At 60.2% G+C, this 17,503-nt stretch carries 14 protein-coding genes and 1 pseudogene; 5 read left to right on the forward strand and 10 right to left on the reverse strand.

Annotated features, from left to right (window positions below; all coding sequences use genetic code 11):
• Positions 1 to 152, reverse strand: a pseudogene (locus ACLKMW_RS21895) (NAD(P)/FAD-dependent oxidoreductase); the annotation flags it as partial.
• Positions 153 to 510: 358 nt separating this feature from the next.
• Complete coding sequence (locus tag ACLKMW_RS21900) at positions 511 to 726, reverse strand: hypothetical protein (protein WP_415726701.1); 216 nt, start codon at positions 724 to 726, stop codon at positions 511 to 513.
• 301 nt (positions 727 to 1,027) lie between these two features.
• On the opposite strand from ACLKMW_RS21900, the gene ACLKMW_RS21905 reads away from it, so the two are divergent.
• Entirely contained in the window at positions 1,028 to 2,116 is a 1,089-nt protein-coding gene (locus tag ACLKMW_RS21905) for a DUF3182 family protein (RefSeq protein ID WP_415726658.1), read from the forward strand.
• Positions 2,097 to 2,825, forward strand: a complete 729-nt coding sequence (locus ACLKMW_RS21910; protein ID WP_415726659.1) for an alpha/beta hydrolase family protein — start codon at positions 2,097 to 2,099, stop codon at positions 2,823 to 2,825. Before ACLKMW_RS21905 ends, ACLKMW_RS21910 begins: the two co-directional genes overlap by 20 nt.
• A 101-nt stretch (positions 2,826 to 2,926) precedes the next feature.
• Here the strand turns inward: ACLKMW_RS21910 and ACLKMW_RS21915 are convergent, their stop codons facing one another.
• The 6 genes from ACLKMW_RS21915 to ACLKMW_RS21940 all read right to left on the reverse strand — a co-directional run bounded on the left by ACLKMW_RS21915 (position 2,927) and on the right by ACLKMW_RS21940 (position 10,237).
• Positions 2,927 to 4,279 carry a D-serine ammonia-lyase gene (locus ACLKMW_RS21915; RefSeq protein ID WP_415726660.1) on the reverse strand — a complete coding sequence of 451 codons (1,353 nt, stop codon included), beginning with the start codon at positions 4,277 to 4,279 and terminating at the stop codon, positions 2,927 to 2,929.
• Positions 4,280 to 4,345: 66 nt separating this feature from the next.
• Positions 4,346 to 5,605 carry a serine hydroxymethyltransferase gene (locus ACLKMW_RS21920; RefSeq protein WP_415726661.1) on the reverse strand — a complete coding sequence of 420 codons (1,260 nt, stop codon included), beginning with the start codon at positions 5,603 to 5,605 and terminating at the stop codon, positions 4,346 to 4,348.
• Positions 5,606 to 5,967: 362 nt separating this feature from the next.
• Positions 5,968 to 6,726 (reverse strand): amino acid ABC transporter ATP-binding protein, encoded by a 759-nt coding sequence (locus tag ACLKMW_RS21925; RefSeq protein WP_415726662.1) that lies wholly within the window; start codon positions 6,724 to 6,726, stop codon positions 5,968 to 5,970.
• Positions 6,727 to 6,757: 31 nt separating this feature from the next.
• Positions 6,758 to 7,888, reverse strand: coding sequence for an amino acid ABC transporter permease (locus tag ACLKMW_RS21930; RefSeq protein ID WP_415726663.1), 1,131 nt, complete (start codon positions 7,886 to 7,888; stop codon positions 6,758 to 6,760).
• Complete coding sequence (locus tag ACLKMW_RS21935) at positions 7,885 to 9,093, reverse strand: ABC transporter permease subunit (protein WP_415726664.1); 1,209 nt, start codon at positions 9,091 to 9,093, stop codon at positions 7,885 to 7,887. The genes ACLKMW_RS21930 and ACLKMW_RS21935 overlap by 4 nt, the downstream gene beginning before the upstream one ends.
• Positions 9,094 to 9,205: 112 nt before the next feature.
• Positions 9,206 to 10,237, reverse strand: a complete 1,032-nt coding sequence (locus tag ACLKMW_RS21940) for a transporter substrate-binding domain-containing protein (protein ID WP_415726665.1) — start codon at positions 10,235 to 10,237, stop codon at positions 9,206 to 9,208.
• Between the two features lie 289 nt (positions 10,238 to 10,526).
• Here ACLKMW_RS21940 and ACLKMW_RS21945 point away from each other — a divergent pair, with 289 nt between their 5' ends.
• Positions 10,527 to 11,435: a LysR family transcriptional regulator gene (locus ACLKMW_RS21945; RefSeq protein ID WP_415726666.1), complete on the forward strand. Its 909-nt coding sequence runs from the start codon at positions 10,527 to 10,529 to the stop codon at positions 11,433 to 11,435.
• 39 nt (positions 11,436 to 11,474) lie between these two features.
• Here the strand turns inward: ACLKMW_RS21945 and ACLKMW_RS21950 are convergent, their stop codons facing one another.
• Both ACLKMW_RS21950 and ACLKMW_RS21955 read right to left on the reverse strand, forming a co-directional pair.
• Positions 11,475 to 12,338, reverse strand: a complete 864-nt coding sequence (locus ACLKMW_RS21950; protein WP_415726667.1) for a GGDEF domain-containing protein — start codon at positions 12,336 to 12,338, stop codon at positions 11,475 to 11,477.
• A gap of 22 nt (positions 12,339 to 12,360) precedes the next feature.
• Positions 12,361 to 14,352: a BTAD domain-containing putative transcriptional regulator gene (locus ACLKMW_RS21955; RefSeq protein ID WP_415726668.1), complete on the reverse strand. Its 1,992-nt coding sequence runs from the start codon at positions 14,350 to 14,352 to the stop codon at positions 12,361 to 12,363.
• Between the two features lie 376 nt (positions 14,353 to 14,728).
• Here ACLKMW_RS21955 and ACLKMW_RS21960 point away from each other — a divergent pair, with 376 nt between their 5' ends.
• Both ACLKMW_RS21960 and ACLKMW_RS21965 read left to right on the forward strand, forming a co-directional pair.
• The gene (locus ACLKMW_RS21960) at positions 14,729 to 15,817 is read left to right on the forward strand and encodes a PLP-dependent cysteine synthase family protein (RefSeq protein ID WP_415726669.1); all 1,089 of its coding nucleotides are present in this window, start codon (positions 14,729 to 14,731) and stop codon (positions 15,815 to 15,817) included.
• Positions 15,818 to 15,839: 22 nt separating this feature from the next.
• Positions 15,840 to 17,372, forward strand: a complete 1,533-nt coding sequence (locus tag ACLKMW_RS21965) for a pyridoxal phosphate-dependent decarboxylase family protein (RefSeq protein ID WP_415726670.1) — start codon at positions 15,840 to 15,842, stop codon at positions 17,370 to 17,372.
• Positions 17,373 to 17,503 lie beyond the last annotated feature (131 nt).

Here is a 17,503-nt window from a genome sequence, read left to right on the forward strand (position 1 = left end):
CAGGTGTAGTTCCACAGCCCGCCCCAATTGGCCTGCTTTTCGAAGCAGACGATCTCGGGAATGTTGGCGCCCTTGGCGGCGGCCGACTGAAACGCCCGGAGCTGGGCCAGGCCAGACGGGCCCGCACCGATGACTGCAACCCTTTTATTCATATCCGTACCCCTCTTAAAGGAAATCTGTTTTTGGTTCTTTTGGTACAGAGAATGGTGCCTTTGATTATACCAATCTGTCAACTCCCTCTATCTGCAAAAATGCCATGAATGCCGCAGGGGAAAGTCTCTGACTTCCCCCGTCCGGTTCGGCGCACCTCTGCACGCGTCGGAAATTTTCCGGCATTTTCAAGAGGGTATTGGAGGATTTTAGATTCGAGGAATCCGTGCCTGAGCCTCAACAATTTGGCACATGGGTGATGAAAAATTTTTACGCAGGGGAAACGACAGCCGGAAAAAGCCTTAGTACTGCAACGGTGCCGTGCGTGAATACAACTTATAGCCTATTCCGGCACCGAATTCAAATTGCAGGCACCCACTTCCAAAAGACGCCTTCCATCCGCTCAGCGTAATATTTGAACTCGCATTCGAAACGGCGGCCATAAGCTTCCGCAGCAGCAAGAGCCAGGCCGCTTACCGGATTCATGCCTGTGCCTGGAGCGAACCAGTCCTCCAGCAAATCGTCCGGAACATACGCACCGATCCTCAGCGGTAACTTTTCCAGAACTGTATCCATTTCCTTCGGCGGCACTGCTTCGACCCTTTCATGGTTTGAAAACACATTCGCCGATGCGGAGGTTCCATATCCACGCAGCACCCCGCCACCCGCCGGTTCGTTCGGTCCCGCGCCGCGTCGCGATCCGTCTGTGCCGGAAGTCGACACCGGAACCAAACCATCACGTGGCCATTCCTGTGCATGTCCGTCGCGAGTCAAACATATCGGCGGCCTTGCGGTGGTGCCTGTTCTTGGGAAGCCCGAGGTGTCTATCGGAACGCGAAAGAAGCGGAGACGGGGCAACTCTTCAGGGGTGGTAGTGGTGCACCAGCACCCCGATGAAAGCGACCACGAAAAGGCCTCCCACATGGAGATCGCGCGGAAAATCGCAAACTTGCGAATGTACCAATTCGCCGGCGTCTATGATCAAAAAATTCGCTATCCGGGCGCAATCTATCATGTTCCTGGCGTCACCTTGATCGGGTCAAAGGCCGCGCGGAAGATTGGCATTTTCGGTGAGCGGGACTTGTTCGGCGGTGTGGTGCCGTTCGATTTCGTGGCGACCAAAGCAATCGTCCACCCTCTGATCACGGCGCAAGCAAGCGCGCCGCCCGGATGGTCGCATGCCTTTGCCGAGGCGGTGCGTCCGATCGTGCTCGTGGGCTATACGGCGTTCACGCCACAGGATGCACTCCAGGGCGCGACCCTGCTGCTCGAGAGGGGCGAGGTCCGGCTCAAGCCAGTTCACGCCCTCGGAGGGCATGGCCAGATCGTCGTTGCAAACGGTTCCGAGTTGGAAGCCAGCATCGATGCGATCGGTGGCCCGGAGCTGGCGCGTGGTGTCGTCGTCGAAGAAAACCTTTCCAACGTGACGACATATAGCATCGGACGCGTTAGCATCGGCGGTATGGTGGCCACTTATTGCGGCTCGCAACATCTGACCTCCGACAATGCCGGCGCGGCGACCTATGGCGGCTCCTCGCTTCTTGTGGCGCGCGGCGGCTTTGAAGAACTGCTCGCATTGCATTTGACGGCGGAAGCCCGGCTCGCGATTTCCCAGGCGCGCGATTTCGACAGGGCCGCGACACAACATTTTCCGGAACTGATCGCCTCCCGACGCAATTACGACGTTGCACAAGGTCTCGACGCAGGCGGGGAGTGGAAGTCCGGCGTGCTTGAGCAGTCCTGGCGTATCGGCGGTGCAAGCGCGGCGGAAATCCTGGCGCTGGAGGCCTTGCGGGCCGATCCGCAGCTCGCAGCAGTCGAAGCCGCCTGTTTCGAAATTTTCGGAGGAAGCAAATCGCCGCCTGAAAACGCCTTCGTCTACTTCCGAGGAGTCGATCGCGACGCGGGAGCCTTGACTAAATACGCACTGATTCAAGCTCGTCATTATGCAAACAAAAACCCTTGAAATCGCAGTCGATGGCCAGCGCCTTGCCGGCACTGTGGCCGTTCCCAAGACCGGAGTGCCGGGTGTTCTCTTCCTGCATGGATGGGCAGGCAATCAGGAGCGGGACTTGGATAGGGCGCAGACGATTGCCGCGTTCGGCTGTGTTTGCCTTACCTTCGATCTACGGGGTCACGCCCTTACGGAAGTTAAGCGCCAGACAGTGACCCGCGAGGACAACCTGCGCGATGCCGTGGCCGCTTACGATGTCCTGGTTTCGCAGCCAATGGTCGATGCTTCCTGCATCGCAGTAGTGGGCAGCAGCTATGGCGGATATCTTGCCGCATTCCTGTCGTCGCTGCGTCCGGTGAAGTGGATGGCATTGCGCGTGCCAGCCTTATATCGGGATGCTGACTGGTCGACGCCGAAAGCGGAACTGGACAGGCTCGTTCTCAATCGGTACCGGCGCTCGCTGGTTCGGCCGGAGGATAACCGTGTTCTTGGGCATTGCCAAACGTTCGAAGGCGATGTGCTCATCATTGAATCGGAACGGGATAACATCGTTCCGCATCCGGCGATCGCCAGCTATGTCGCCGCGTTCACCAGCGCCCGTTCGCTGACATATCGGGTGATAGAGGGCGCCGACCACGCGCTTTCGGACGAGCGAAGTCGGGACGCTTACAATTCCCTGCTTGCCGGGTGGATAAAGGAGATGGTGCTGGGCGCCAGATAGATCAGCGTCCACTCGAACAGCAAGGCAGGTCGGAACAGAGCGGCCGTGTCAGGGGCGCGCGATTACAGCCTGTTCAGCAAGCTATTCCAAGCACATGCAACTCATGAAGCGTGTTTGAAATAACTCGCCATTTCCTCGGCTGGCACCATGCTGCCGCCTGTCAACCAAATCAGATGGGTTGCTCGCGCCAATTTGCCGACGTCGATCCGCATGCCGGCAAGATACTGCGTATTATTCACGACATGCGATACCCCGCGCGCACCGGCGATGGCTGAGGGTTCAAGTTCGATGCCTTCGCTGCGTTTCAGCAGGGCAAGGAGCTGAAGCAGTTCTTCGTCGCTGACGGTTACATAGCCATCGACCAGCCTCTGCACGGCGCGGCCGATGAAGCTTGAGGCACGGCCCACTGCCAGGCCATCAGCGATTGTGCGGTTCGGGATGCCGAAATCCTGCACGCTGACCTCGTCATGCTTGCCCGTATAGACGCCCAGCAGCATGCAGGGCGACTGGGTCGGCTCGACGAAGATGCAGTGAACGTGATCGCCGAACACCAGCTTCAGCCCAAAGGCGACGCCGCCCGGGCCGCCGCCCACGCCGCAGGGCAGATAGACGAACAGCGGATGCTCCTCGTCCACCACGGCCTGCCGCGCCGCCAATTGCGGCTTCAGCCGCAGCGCCGCGACGGCATATCCGAGAAAAAGGTCCTTCGAGTGTTCGTCGTCGACGAAGTGGCAATTCGGATCGGCCTCAGCATCCTTGCGGCCTTGTGCAACGGCGGCGCTATAGTCACCGGTGTGCTCGACGACTTCGACCCCGTGCTGACGAAGCTTTTGTTTCTTCCAGGCCCGCGCATCGGCCGACATATGGACCGTCGTCTTGAAGCCGATCTTGGCGCTGATAATGCCGATTGAAAGACCAAGGTTTCCGGTCGAACCCACCATGACGCTGTAGTTCGAGAAGAATGCTCGCGCTGCATCGCTGTCGAGCTTGCCGTAATCGTCCTTCTCGCTGATCAGGCCTGCGGCAAGCGCCAGCGTTTCGGCCCGCTTCAGCACCTCATAGATGCCGCCACGCGCCTTGATCGAACCGGAGATCGGCAGGTGGCTGTCCTTCTTCAGAAGCAGCCTTCCGCTCGGGGTGAAGCCGTGACGCTGGCCCAGCGCATCGAGGAAGGCGGACGCTTCGACGGTCTCGGACTCGATTATGCCGCCCGTCTTCGCCAGTTCAGGGAAATAGCGGACGAGCAGGGGCGCGAAGCGCTGCAGCCTGCGGCTGGCATCCTCGACATCGGCCATGCCGAGCCCGACATCCTGCAATGCCTCCTGCGCCGGCGCGACGGCGGGATTGAACCAGGCGGACTCCCGGAGTGCCATGAGCTCTTCGAGAAGCGGATATTGGCTTACCCACTCTTCGATTGGCTTGCCGAGTACGCTCCGCGAGGGTGCAGTCATCATTGGATGCCTTCAATGCGAGTGGGGCCGCCGCAGCGGCCCCGATGCATGATCGTTATACGATCTGTATCAATAGATCGGGAATTTCCGGCAGAGATCCACGACTTCGTTGCGGATCGAAGAGATCGTCGCCTCGTCGGCAGGGTTGCGGATGACGCGCTCGATCCAGCGGGCGATCGTCTGGAATTCGGCGGTGCCGAAGCCGCGGGCAGTGCCGGCATTGCTGGAAAGACGCAGGCCCGACGGAGCCTCCGGCGGCCTTGTGTCGAACGGGATCTGGTTCTTGTTCACTGCCAGGCCGGCATGTTCGAGCGCCTTGGCAACGACGTCGCCGGTCACGCCATGCGCGGCGAGATCGACCAGCATCAGACCCGTATCCGTACCACCGGCAACGATGCGCACATCGGCCTCGCTCAGACCTTTGGCAAGCGCCTGCGCGTTATCGAGCACCGCCTGATTGTAGGCCTTGAATTCCGGCTTCAGCGCCTCACCGAGCGACGCGGCCTTTCCTGCAACGATGTGCAGCATCACCGAGCCCTGAACACCAGGGAAGATGCCGAAATTGATCTTCTTGCTGAGTGCCTCGTCGTTCCAGAGAGCCAAGCCGCCACGCCCGCCGCGAAGGGACTTGTACGTCGTCGTCGTGACCACATGGGCGTGCGGGAAAGGATGGGGATGCAGGCCGGTCGCGACCAGGCCGGCGAAATGCGCCATGTCGACCATCAGATACGCGCCGACCTCATCGGCGATCTTGCGAAGTGCTGCGAACTCGATGGCTCGGGGATAGGCCGAGCCGCCGGCGACAATCATCTTCGGCTTGTTCTTGAGTGCCAGATCGCGGATCTCGTCGAGGTCGAGCAGTTCGGTCTCGCGATTCACGCCGTAGTGGACGATATTGTAGTCACGTCCCGTCAAAGTCGCCGGATGGCCGTGGCTGATATGGCCGCCGGCAGCGGTGTTCATCGACAAGATGGTGTCGCCGAGCTTCAGCAGGCCCAGAAACACACCTGCATTTGCGTTCGAGCCGGAATGCGGCTGGGCATTGGCGAAACGGCAGCCGAAGAGTTCGCAGGCGCGGCGCACCGCCAGAGACTCGATGGCGTCGGCAAATTCGGCACCGCCATAGTACCTCGCATAAGGCAGACCTTCGACGGTCTTGTTGGTCAGCACTGACCCCTGAGCTTCCAACACCAGCCGGGAAACGATGTTCTCGGACGCGATCAGCTCGATGCCATCCTTCTGTCTCTTCAATTCACCCGTGATCGCGGCTTCGAGCTCCGGATCGCTCTCGAGGCCAGCGGTGAAATAGCCTTCATTGAGGTAGGACATCTTGGATTTCCTCTGATTTGGATGGCGGCATGGAGGCCCGCGCCTGCTTGTTCGCGGGAGTAAATTCATTTCAGCACTCGAAACCTCGACTAGTCGGCTGCCTCAGCGCGGTCGGAGGTCCCAAAACTGCATTGTCGCTGCGAACGATAGAAAGCAGAATTCATCATGTCTACTTAATTGTTCTTTAGCGATGCGTTAGAAAAATCGCATAATAATCTGAGCATTTTCGGCCGGCGAGGCGCGCCGCTTCGCTCGCTCAAACCGTCAGGTGGAGCAAGAAGAAGGGGGAGACCAGTGAGATCAGCGGAGGCCAGATAGGCCGACGCCGAGCGGTCCAGTCCGGCGTTCGGCGAATGGCGTTCTCAGTGCTTCAGCACGCGAGAAAGGAAGGTTTTCGTGCGTTCGTGCTGCGGTTCGTCGAATATCTGCGCCGGCTTGCCGATCTCCAGGATCGTGCCTTGATCGATATAGACCACGCGATCGGCAACTTCCCGCGCGAAACCCATTTCATGCGTGACGATCATCATGGTCATGCCATCGCTTGCAAGCTCGCGCATGACGTCCAGAACCTCGCCGACCATTTCCGGATCGAGCGCCGAGGTGGGCTCATCGAACAGCATGATGTGCGGCTCCATCGCCAATGCGCGAGCGATCGCCACGCGCTGCTGCTGGCCGCCGGAAAGCTGGCCCGGATACTTGTTCGCATGCGCCTTCAGGCCGACGCGATCCAATAGCCTCAAAGCATTGGCTTCGGCCTCGGCCTTCGACTTGCGGTGTACGCGCATCGGCGCCAGCGTGATGTTTTCCAGGACGGTCTTGTGCGGAAACAGGTTGAACTGCTGGAAAACCATCCCGACGCCCTTCCTGATGGCGGCGAGCTCTTTCTCGCCGCCGACCTGTCGGTCTTCCTCTGGAGGCATCTGATAGCCGTCGACCATAATGGAACCGTGCTGGTAAACTTCCAGCCCGTTCACGCAGCGGATGAGCGTGGACTTGCCTGAGCCACTGGCGCCAATGATGACCATGACCTCGCCTTTCTCGACCGAAAGGTCGACGTCCTTGAGAACGTGCAGGCTCCCGTAGAATTTGTTCACGCCGGTCATATCGACGATGGTGGTCATTTCAGTGCTCCGTCGAAGGTGTAGGACCTGCTCATCTGCTACCTTTCGCGAGATGAAGCTCGAGTTTGCGCGCGGCAAACGTGATCAGCGATCCGATCAGGAAGTAGGTCACAAAGAGGAAGATGTAGATTTCATAAGTGCGGTCGCTGTACTGCGGATTGGCCAGAACCATCTGGCCGGCGCGCAGGAAATCCGTCAGTCCGATGATGAAGACCAGCGGCGCGGCATTGAACACGTCCAGCACGTTGCCGACCAGTGGCGGCACGATGACGCGAAGCGCCTGCGGCAGCACAATATAGCGGTTGACGTCGAACCCGCTCATGCCAAGCGACCGGGCGGCTTCCACCTGTCCCTTCGGCACCGCCTGCAGGCCGCTGCGCACATATTCAGCCACATAGGCCGAGAAGAATATTGTAAAGCCGGCCATGCCGCGCAGGACGTCCGGTACCGAATATTGCGGCGCAAGCACCGGCAGGACAATCCAGACGCAGTACACGACCAGGATGAGCGGCACCGAGCGCATGGTCTCGATATAGGCGGTGCAGAACATCCTCACGCTGGCCAATTTGCTGCGACGGCCGAACGCCAGCAGGATGCCGATGGGCAGGGAAAGAAACGCCGTCACCACCGTGATCAGGATGCTCAGCATCAGGCCGCCCCAGAGGCCGATTCCGGGCGGAGAGAGCAGCGCAAAGACCGCTATGAGGCCCACTCCCCAGACTGGCACCAGAAAACGGCGGATTGCCGCCCATTGCGAAGTCGCAAACCAGCCGCCAAGTGCGAGTGCGGCGGCCGCAACGATCAGCAATGCGGCGGTGGTATCCCGATATCCAGCGGCTACCGCAAAGGTGGCGACGATCAGGCAATAGCCCACTGCCAGCCAGCGATGCAGAAAGAACACGCAGCCCAGCGTTGCGCCGAACAGCAGGCCGAAGACCAGAAGCGCGCCCCATGCCCGCCAGACCTGGTCGGCGGGGTATATGCCGACCAACAGCACCCGGATGCTTTCCGGGATGATGCTCCACTGTGCTTCCTGGAGCACCCAGGTCGCGCTGGCGAATAGCACCCAGGCGCACAGCGGGATGACGACAAGTGAGAGGGCCGTATCGAATGGCTTGGCGAAAAGATTGCGGCGCGACCAATGTACAGCAGCGGCGATCATCGGGTCGTCCCCTTTGCCAGGCGCGAATTTGCGAAATTGACTGCAGCGCTGATGACCCAGCTGAGAAGCAGATAGACGACCATGACGATCACGATGCCTTCAAGCGTGCGGCCGGTCTGGTTGGCGATAGTGCCATAGATATTGAACAATTCCGGGAAGCCGATGGCGATGCCGAGCGCAGTGTTCTTGGTCAGATTAATATATTGGTTGCCGAGCGAGGGCAGGACGACCCGGAACACCTGGGGCAGGATCACGTCGCCGAGCGTATTGCGGCGGCTGAGCCCCAGGGCGGCGGCGGCCTCCCACTGGCCCTTGTGTATCGCTTCGATCGCGCCGCGCACGATCTCGGCGATGTAGGACGCGCTGTTGACGATGATCGCGAGCAACAGGGCCGCCATTTCCGGGCTGATGCTGATGCCCCCGGCGGCCCTGAACCTGTTGGCAACCGGATAGTCGAGCGCGAAAGGGAAGCCGAAGGCGATCGACAGCAGAACGGCGGCAAGCGCCAAGCCCAGGACGATGAGCCGCGGCCTGGCCTTCAGGAACAGCGCGGCCAAGGCCAGAGCGACACCGGCGACCACGGCAACAATCGCTGGGGTCGTTGCGCCCTCTGCCAGTATCGGCCATGGCAGATAGGTGCTTTGCCGACTGATGATGATACCGCCATAGAATTTAGCTGCGGCTGCTAGCGGCGGGAACTGCAGGACGACGGCGAAATACCAGAATACGAGTTGGATGAGCAGGGGCGTATTGCGCACGAATTCCACGACGCCAAAGGAGATCTGCCTTACCAGCCAGTTCGTCGAGAGGCGACCCACGCCAAGCATCGTTCCCAAAACGGTGCTGAGAATAATGCCGAGAAGGGCGACCTTGATGGTGTTGAACAGGCCGGTGAGCAAAGCCTGCGCGTTTGAGTCGGCAGCCGTGAAATCGGTCAGGCTCGGCACCGAACCGCTCAGGCTCAGCGTCTTGCCTTCGCTGATGTCGAATCCGGCGGCCTGCCAGAGATAGTCGAAGCTGAAGCTGATACCGTGCCGTGCGAGCCCGTTGCGCACCGCAAGAGCGAAGGCAATCAAGACGCCAATCATCGCCACAATGATGGCCAACTGCAGCAGATCGTGCTTGATCCGCTTCCTGCGTCGGCTCCATGCCGAAGTCTGCAGGTCGAACCGTGGCTGGGGTTCGCTCTGTTGCTGAACTGTCATCGCTTGTTCCGAAGAAAAGGGCTGATCGGCGCGTTATGCCTCATCCCGAGCGCCGATCAAAGAAGTCCGGCGGCACCGCCGCCGGACGATAGCATGCGGTCAAAGCACGCGGTCAGTTCCACAGGGGCGAATAGATCGCGCCACCTTCGGTCCACAGAGCGTTCGGGGTGCCCTTGCGCTCCAGATACATCGTGGTGTCGGGTCCGAGATTGCGATCATAGATCTCGCCGTAATTGCCGACGGCACGAACCGCCTGCGCAACAAAGTCATCCGGCAGGCCGAAATCCTTGCCGAAGCCGCCACCGACGCCGAGCAGCTTCTGCATGAACGGATCGTCGCTCTTAGCGAGTTCGTCGACCTTGTCCGACGTGACGCCGGATTCCTCAGCCTGGAACAGGCCATATGTGATCCAACGCAATGCGTTGCGCCACTTGGAATCGTTAGCAACCACGAAGCCGGCGAAAGGCGACTTGTCCAGCGTGTCGGGCAGGATGACATAGTCGGTCGGCTTGGGAGAATTGCCGGCCCAGGCGGCAAGCGCCGACTTGTCCGTGCTCATGGCGTCGCAGCGGCCGGAACCCAGCGCCGCGAACAGCTTTTCCAGGTTCTCATAAGTCAGTACCTTGGAGGCGGTCCAGCCCTTGGCCTTGAACGCGCTGGCCAGAACGGTTTCGGTCACAGACCCTTGCGTCGTGCAGAAAGTGGCGCCGTCCAGTTCGTCAAAGGACTTCACGCCGATCTCAGCCTTCACCATGATGCCGGTGCCGTCGTAGAAATTGATCGGCAGGAAATCGACGGCGATCGCGGACTCACGTGCTGGCTTGAGCGTGGTATGGGCGAACACGACGTCCACCTGATTGGTCAAAACGGCATCGAAGCGGCTTTTGTCGGTTACGGTGACAAACTTCACCTTGGATGCATCGCCGAGGACGGCGGCGGCGACGGCCTTGCAGAAGTCGACGTCGAGACCCTCCAACTCGCCGGTCTTGGTGTTGAGGTAGCCGAAGCCCGGCGCGGTATTGTCGGTGCCGCAGTTCAGCGTTCCCCGTTCCTTGACGGTGTCGAGAACGGAGGCGGAAGCCGCGCTCGCCGACAGGCCGACGGCCGCAACAACGCCGGCTGCTATGAGTTTTGCCAGTGACATTTTCATTCCCCTTGCCATTGATACGATTGCTTTAGTGCCCGGTTGGAAAGTTGAGACGATCGGGATTTGGCGAATGCAGCGGCTGTGCCGTTCCGCCGGGGAATCCCCCCGTGGGACGGTCCACTTCGCAAAAACACGAGGAGCCGCGCCTTCATGCCAAGCCTGCTAACGATGGACGGGCCCATCAGTCAAGCCGACGCTAGGCAGTGTTTTTCATAAGGTCCACTTAATTCTTCTTGACTAATATGTAAGGAAATATAGACGGTCGACGGAGGAGCAGGACCGTTTTATGGATATTTCCCGACTAAGGGCGCTTCGTGAATTGGCCAAGCGCAAGACAATGGCGGCGGTGGCGGACGCCATGTTCGTCTCGGCTTCTGCCGTGTCGCAGCAGATTTCGCAGCTTGAGGATGAGGCCGGCGTTCCATTGGTGGAGCGACGTGGTCGCGGAGTTCGCCTTACGGAAGCCGGGGAGCGGCTCGTGGCACACGCCGAGAGGATCATCGGCATTCTCGAGGAGGCAAAGACCGATCTTGCTGAGCTGAAAAAAATTGTCGCAGGCGAGGTGAGGCTCGCTGCATTCCCCTCAATTGCTTCGACGCTGGCACCCTCGACAATGCGCGAACTGGAAGCAAATCACCCGCGACTGAGGGTCGTGCTCAATGCTATGGAACCGATGGAGGGACTCGCGGCGTTGCGCGCCTGGCAAACCGATGTCGCGATCGTTGATGATTTGACCGTCGATCCCTCCAGTGTCGATCGCAATGTCGAAGTGGCCTATCTGTGCGATGATCAGCTTTATGCGATTCTGCCGGTCAGCCATCCTTTGGCTCGGCAGGACAGCATTCATCTGAGCGAGTTGAAGGATGCAAAATGGGCGCTCGACGTTGCGTCAAACAAATATTCCGAAGTGATTGCGACAGCGTGCCGTTCGGCCGGCTTCGAACCTGTCGTCAACGCCTATTGCAATGGCTTCGAGGTGGTCGTCTCGCTGATTGAGGCCGGATGTTCCGTATCGGTGATGCCCGGCCTCAGGCTGAAAAACTATCGCGGCGAGGTCGTGTCCGTTCCTGTCGTGCCGGAAATACGGCGGCGAATATCGGCGGCCGTACGAGCCGGCGAAGCGCGAAATCCGGCCATTGCGGCGGTATTACGTGCGCTACGCAGCGCAGTCGAGCTACAGGGCGTCAGCGCCTAGATGTGAGACGCGGCGCCGGGATCAGACCAGTTCCCTCGGTCAGGCCGCGATGCTGTCGCGATTGGAATAGATCGCACGATCACGCCCTTGAGCTTTTGCGGCATAGAGGCTTTCATCCGCGGCACGCAAAACGGCATCCAATTCGTCGCCTGACTGGTGCGCCGCGACGCCGATGCTGACCGTGATTGATGTATCCTTGAGTCCAAGGACGTTTGCGATCGCCCGTGCTTTCGAACTGATGTGGTCGCAAATGCGACGCGCCTTATTGTAGTTCGCTCCGACGAGAAAAATGACAAATTCTTCGCCGCCGAAGCGTCCGGCAATGTCGCCCTTCCTGACGCTCGACCGGATCACACTTCCGAGTTCGTGCAAGACCGCATCGCCGGTCGCATGCCCGAACCTGTCATTGAGCGATTTGAAGTGATCGGCATCGATGAAGAGGAGAACGCCAGCTCCCTTTTCAGAAGTGTTCCTTTCGATGACGGCGCGCGCTTCCAAGAGGAAGGTCTTGCGGTTGGCAAGGTCCGTCAGGTCATCGATCGTTGCGGCACGCTGCAGTTCTTTGGTCATGCGAGTGAGCCGGACATTTTGCCGGATGAAGATGTATCCGAGCGGATAGCTGACCAGCACTACGATTACAGTCGTGAGGAAAAGATCAAGCAGGAGACGATCGAAGAAAAAAACCGCATAAAAGATCACCGTGAGGGCGTCGGCTCCGATTGCAGCGACGATCACCACCAAACTGGTCTGCACAAAGACTGGAAGCCGTTCAAAACGCTCCAGCAACTCGTCAACCCGTATCATTCTTGTCCGCTGCTCTTTACCGGCCACGGCACGGATGATGGTGCAAAGATATGAAGAAAGATTTTTTTGTCGCCGTGGGCTAGCCGGATCCGCCGTCATCGGTGGTGATGCCGGGCGCGGCTCAGTCCAATCCAATGCGTTTGGCGCTCTGCCGAAACAGGGCTGCGGCGTCTGGCGTGAACCTGAAGGTGGCGAGAAAATCATCGACGCCGAACTGCGGAAGTGTCTTGCGAATCGATGCAGCGTAGGTTTTAGCCTCGTCGATCCGCCCGGCCAGCGCGAGACAATACGCGGCTATCGCCAGGATGATAACATGGGCATTGGGGCGCGCGGCCGCCTTGAGAGCCCATTCGGCGGCTTCCTCGAACTGTCCGAGCCGAACATGGGCCATCGCCCTGGCGCCGAGCATCCCGAACAGAAGAGGGTCGAACGGGCTCAGCTGGCGCGAATGATCCGACGATCCGATCGCCGCTTGCGGATTGCCTGATTGGGAGTGGACGAAAGAGAGCGCATAGTGGCCGAGAGCGAAGTTCGGACTGAGATCCACCGCCCTCTCCAATTCGCCAAGAGACTCGTCCTGGCGCCCTCTGAGCCATAGAGCCCGACCCATCGCCCAGTGCGCCGCGGGATCGTGGTCGTCGACGATAAGCCCCCGACCGGCCGCCTCGAAAGCCTGGTCGCTTTCGTATTCGCGATCGGCCCATCGCTGAAACGCGTTTTGCCAATGCGTGAAGGACAGGCCGGCATGAGGCCTGGCAAAGGTCGGATCCAGCTCTATCGCCATCTTGAAGAAGTGCTGAGCCTGCTCGTTTTCCGATTTGGTGAAGCGATACATGTGCCAAAGGCCACGGTGATAGGCTCCCCAGGCATCAAGTGAGTTTGGCGGCTTCAGGATAGCGCGGTTCCGCTCGACCATCTCGATCTCGCTTGCGATCGAAGAGACAATCCTGTTGCCGATTTCATCAAGCACGAGGAACGCATCGTCAGGCGTGTGATCGAACGCCTCGGCCCAGATAATCCTGGCGGTTTGCGCCTCGATGAGCTCGACCGTAACGACCACGCGCCCGCTGAGGTTGCGCACCGATCCGGAGGAGACATAGTCCACATTCAGCCTGCGGCCGGCTTCTTCGGGTCCGATGTTCTTCTCGGCGAGAGCAAAGACCGAGCCCCGCGCAATGACGAACAGGTTTCTCAGCTTGGCGAGCCGCGTGATGATGTCGTGAGTTAATCCGTCCGCCAGCCCGCCACGAAAGCTTCCTCCCGGCACCTGCTCCAGGAACGGCATCACCGCCAGCGAGGCGCGCCGTGATGCGGAGCCGGCTGTCTCTGCCGAAGCTGTGGCAGGGGGCGAGACGGGCGACGTAAAGGCAAATCCGGGCGATGCACCGGCGCGCCGGCTTCTAACCGCTCGCCACGCATTGCGAACAGGTCCGAAATCCAGATCCTCGGCTTCAAAAAGCCGGGCGGTGGCGGCAAGATGTTCCTCGCATTCACGGGTGCGGCCGCCGGTTGCCAGAGCGCCAAGCAACGACACATGCGCCCGTACGTCGAATGGCGCGAGCTCGACCCATTTCTCCAGATATGAAAGCGCCTCTTCGCTGTCGGCCGGCAGGCGCCTGACGAGGCGCTCTAGCAAGGTGGTGTGTAAAGCCCGAAAGTGCCGCCTTTGCGAAGCCAGCCAGCTTTCGAATTGTGGGCTGCGGTCGAGTTCCAGCCCTTCGAGGAAGTCGCCAGCAAATAGCTCGGATAGCTCGCGCAGCCTGTCCCGATCGAGCGTCTCGATCCCGCCATCGGCAGCAGCCTGTAGGTAGAGGGCATCCACGCAACAGTCGCCGAGGTCGAGCGAGATCATGTCGCCGGACGTTTGAACCCTGCGGCGATCGGCTTCGTCCAATATGCCTCTGAGCTTGCTGAGGCACCAGCGGAGTTCGCCCCGGGGGTCGTTCGGAACCTCCCACAAGAGTTCGCACAGACGACTGCGCCCTACCTCATGCTGGGCGAGTGCAAGATAAGCGAGGAGCGCGCGGACCTTGCGCGATGCCGGAAGCTGCAGAGCGCCGCCATTTCGGCCCACAGCCAAGGGACCGAGCATCCGCACCTGGACACCCGCCATACGGCCATCCAGGTGCGATAGAGTGAATTGCTTGCGCGTTGCCACGCCTCATCCCGCATTGGCCCCTTGCCTCATGTTTATCACTGAAATCGATACGCTGCATCCACTGAACTTGGATGTCGACCCCGGTTCATGCGCGACCGCTCAGCCATAGGCGCGCGGTTCCTATTCCCATCCGTCCTCGACCACTGTTCAGCAACGAAGCGGATTCCACGTGCATTTCCACGCTTCTTACCACGCTCGCGCCTCCGCTCCTGCTCTACAAGCTGAAACCCACAGACCGCATCCCGGCAGCGAGCCTGGAAGCCACGCAAGACGTGATCTGCAAACGTGGATCACGATGAAAACTGCTCGAAGGAAGAACAAGGAGATTATCATGTCGCCTGAAGCAGCAATTCGAACGACTGCCGGACGAGGCCGCCTTTTCGACAACATCCTCGACACGGTCGGGGACACCCCGACGATCCGGATCAACAATCTCGGTGTTGGCCATGCCTCCCTCTACGTGAAAGCGGAATTCTTCAATCCGGCAGCCTCAGTAAAGGACCGCTTGGCGCTCGCGATCATCGAAGAGGCAGAGCGCAGCGGAGCCTTGAAGCCGGGGCAGACGGTGGTCGAGGCAACCAGCGGCAATACCGGCATCGGGCTTGCCATGGTTTGCGCGCAGAAGGGCTATCCGCTCGTTGTGACGATGGCCGACAGCTTTTCCATCGAACGTCGCAAGCTGATGCGCATGCTCGGCGCCAAGGTGGTGCTGACGCCGCGCGCTCAGAAGGGTTTCGGCATGTACAGGAAGGCTGTGGAACTGGCGGAAATGAATGGCTGGTTTCTGGCCCGTCAGTTCGAGACGACAGTGAATGCCGCAATCCATGAAGCAACCACGGCGCGCGAGATCATCAACGATTTCGCCGGGTCGCGGCTCGACTGGTTCGTGACCGGTTACGGGACCGGCGGCACCGTCACGGGAGTAGGCCGCGTGCTGCGCCGGGAACGCCCCGACACGCGCATCGTGCTCGCAGAACCGGCCAACGCCCGGCTAGTCGGCAGCGGCCATATCCAGCAGCGGGGATCGGATGGCGCGCCGGCCGCCAGCCATCCGGCCTTCGAGCCGCACCCGATCCAAGGCTGGACTCCGGATTTCATTCCGCATGTTCTGCAGGAGGCAATCGACTCCGGCCTCTATGACGAAGTGATATCGGTCGCCGGCGCCGAGGGCATCAAATGGGCGAAAGAACTGGCCCGGAAGGAAGGAATCTTCACCGGCATCTCGGGAGGTTCCACTTTCGCGGTGGCGCGCCAGATCGCCGAGCACGCACCGGCCGGCTCCATGATCCTGTGCATGCTTCCCGACACCGGCGAACGCTACATGACCACTCCGCTCTTCGACGGCGTCGAGGCAGAGATGAACGAAGAGGAGATGGCTCTTTCGCTGTCGACGCCCGGATTCCAGCTTGTAGCTGCATGATGCGCAGCAGAGAGGAAGAGAGATGGACGCTTTGCGGATTCCAATGCCCGCGGCCGCCGAGGAGACGCTCGATCCGGCGGACTGGACAGAGGTTCAGGCACTCTCGCATCAAGTGATCGATGACGCGATCGATTATTTGCGTGACGTTCGCGAGCGCCCGGTCTGGCGGGAGATGCCGACTGGCGTGAAGGCCACCTTTGACGCTTCCCTGCCGCATTCTGCGACACCCCTGGCCGAGGTCTATCGCCAGGTTGCGCAAAACGTCATGCCCTATCCTATGGGCAACATCCATCCGCGCTTCTGGTCCTGGTATATGGGTTCGAGCAACTTCACCGGAGCACTGGCCGACTTCCTGGCCGCCGTCCAAGGATCAAACCTCGGCGGCGGCAATCATGCCGCCGCCCGGTTGGACAGCCAGGTGGTTAATTGGTGCAAGGAGATGATGGGCTTTCCCGCTTCAGCCAGCGGCACGCTGGCCAGCGGCGGTTCGATGGCGAACCTGATCGCGCTGACGGTGGCGCGGAACGTCAAGGCCGGTGTCGATGTGCGCGAGGACGGCATCGCGGCCTTGGACAAGCCTCTGCGCTTTTATGGGTCGGATCAGCTTCATAGCTGCCACCGCAAGGCGATGGAAGCGCTTGGACTGGGTAATCGCGCCCTGCGACGCGTGGCAACGACAGCCGACCTGCGCATCGATCTCGCCGCCCTGAAGCAGGCGATTGCCAAGGATCGCGCGGCGGGCTTGCGGCCTGCCTGCGTGATCGGAACGGCCGGAACCGTCAACACCGGTGCAATCGACGACCTCGAGGCTCTCGCAAGCTTGGCAGCCGAAGAGGACCTTTGGTTTCATGTCGATGGCTGCATCGGCGCGCTGATTGCGATCGCCCCGGAGAATGCCTACCGCGTTGCCGGCATCGAGCATGCCGACTCTGTAGCGCTTGACCCGCATAAGTGGCTCCACGCCCCTTTTGAGGTTGGCTGCGCGCTGGTCCGTGATGCCAAGGCACATCATCAGGCATTTGCGGTGACGCCTGAATATCTACAAGCCACGCCGCGCGGCCTCGCATCGGCCGACTGGCTCTACGAATATGGTCTCCAGACCACGCGCGGCTTCCGGGCGCTGAAGGTCTGGATGGCGCTCAAGGAGCATGGCATCGAGAAGTTTGGCCGGCTGATCGACCAGAACATCGCGCAAGCGCGATATCTGAGCGGCCTGATTGAGGCTTATCCTGAGCTCGAGCTGGTAGCGCCAACGAGCATAAATATTGTCTGCTACCGCTATCGCGCGGAGGGCCTGGAAGACGAGACGCTGAAGGCCCTCAATGTCGAGATCATGCTGCGGCTTCAGGAAGAAGGCATAGCGGCACTCTCGGATACGACTGTCCACGGCGAACATTGTCTGAGGGTCGCGATAAACAATCACCGCACCCGGCGAGAGGACCTGGATCTGCTCGTGGCGGAAACGTTGCGCCTTGGCGAAGAGTTGGCCGGAGCCACAGCAATGGCAAAAGGGGTCGCGCACGAGGAAGCCACAAGAGACGTGCGAAATCAGTAGCATCTCCAATTAAGAACTCGTTAACGCTGTTGGCGATGCGCGGTGGGGAACGCGCAGTCGCACAGACAAGGCCACAGGATCAATGCTAGGACCGACGCGGGTCTGAGTTGGAGTCCCCCTCAGATCAAGGG

Source organism: Borborobacter xinjiangensis (assembly GCF_047739745.1).
In the GTDB taxonomy this organism is placed as follows: Bacteria; Pseudomonadota; Alphaproteobacteria; order Rhizobiales; family Rhizobiaceae; genus Pseudaminobacter.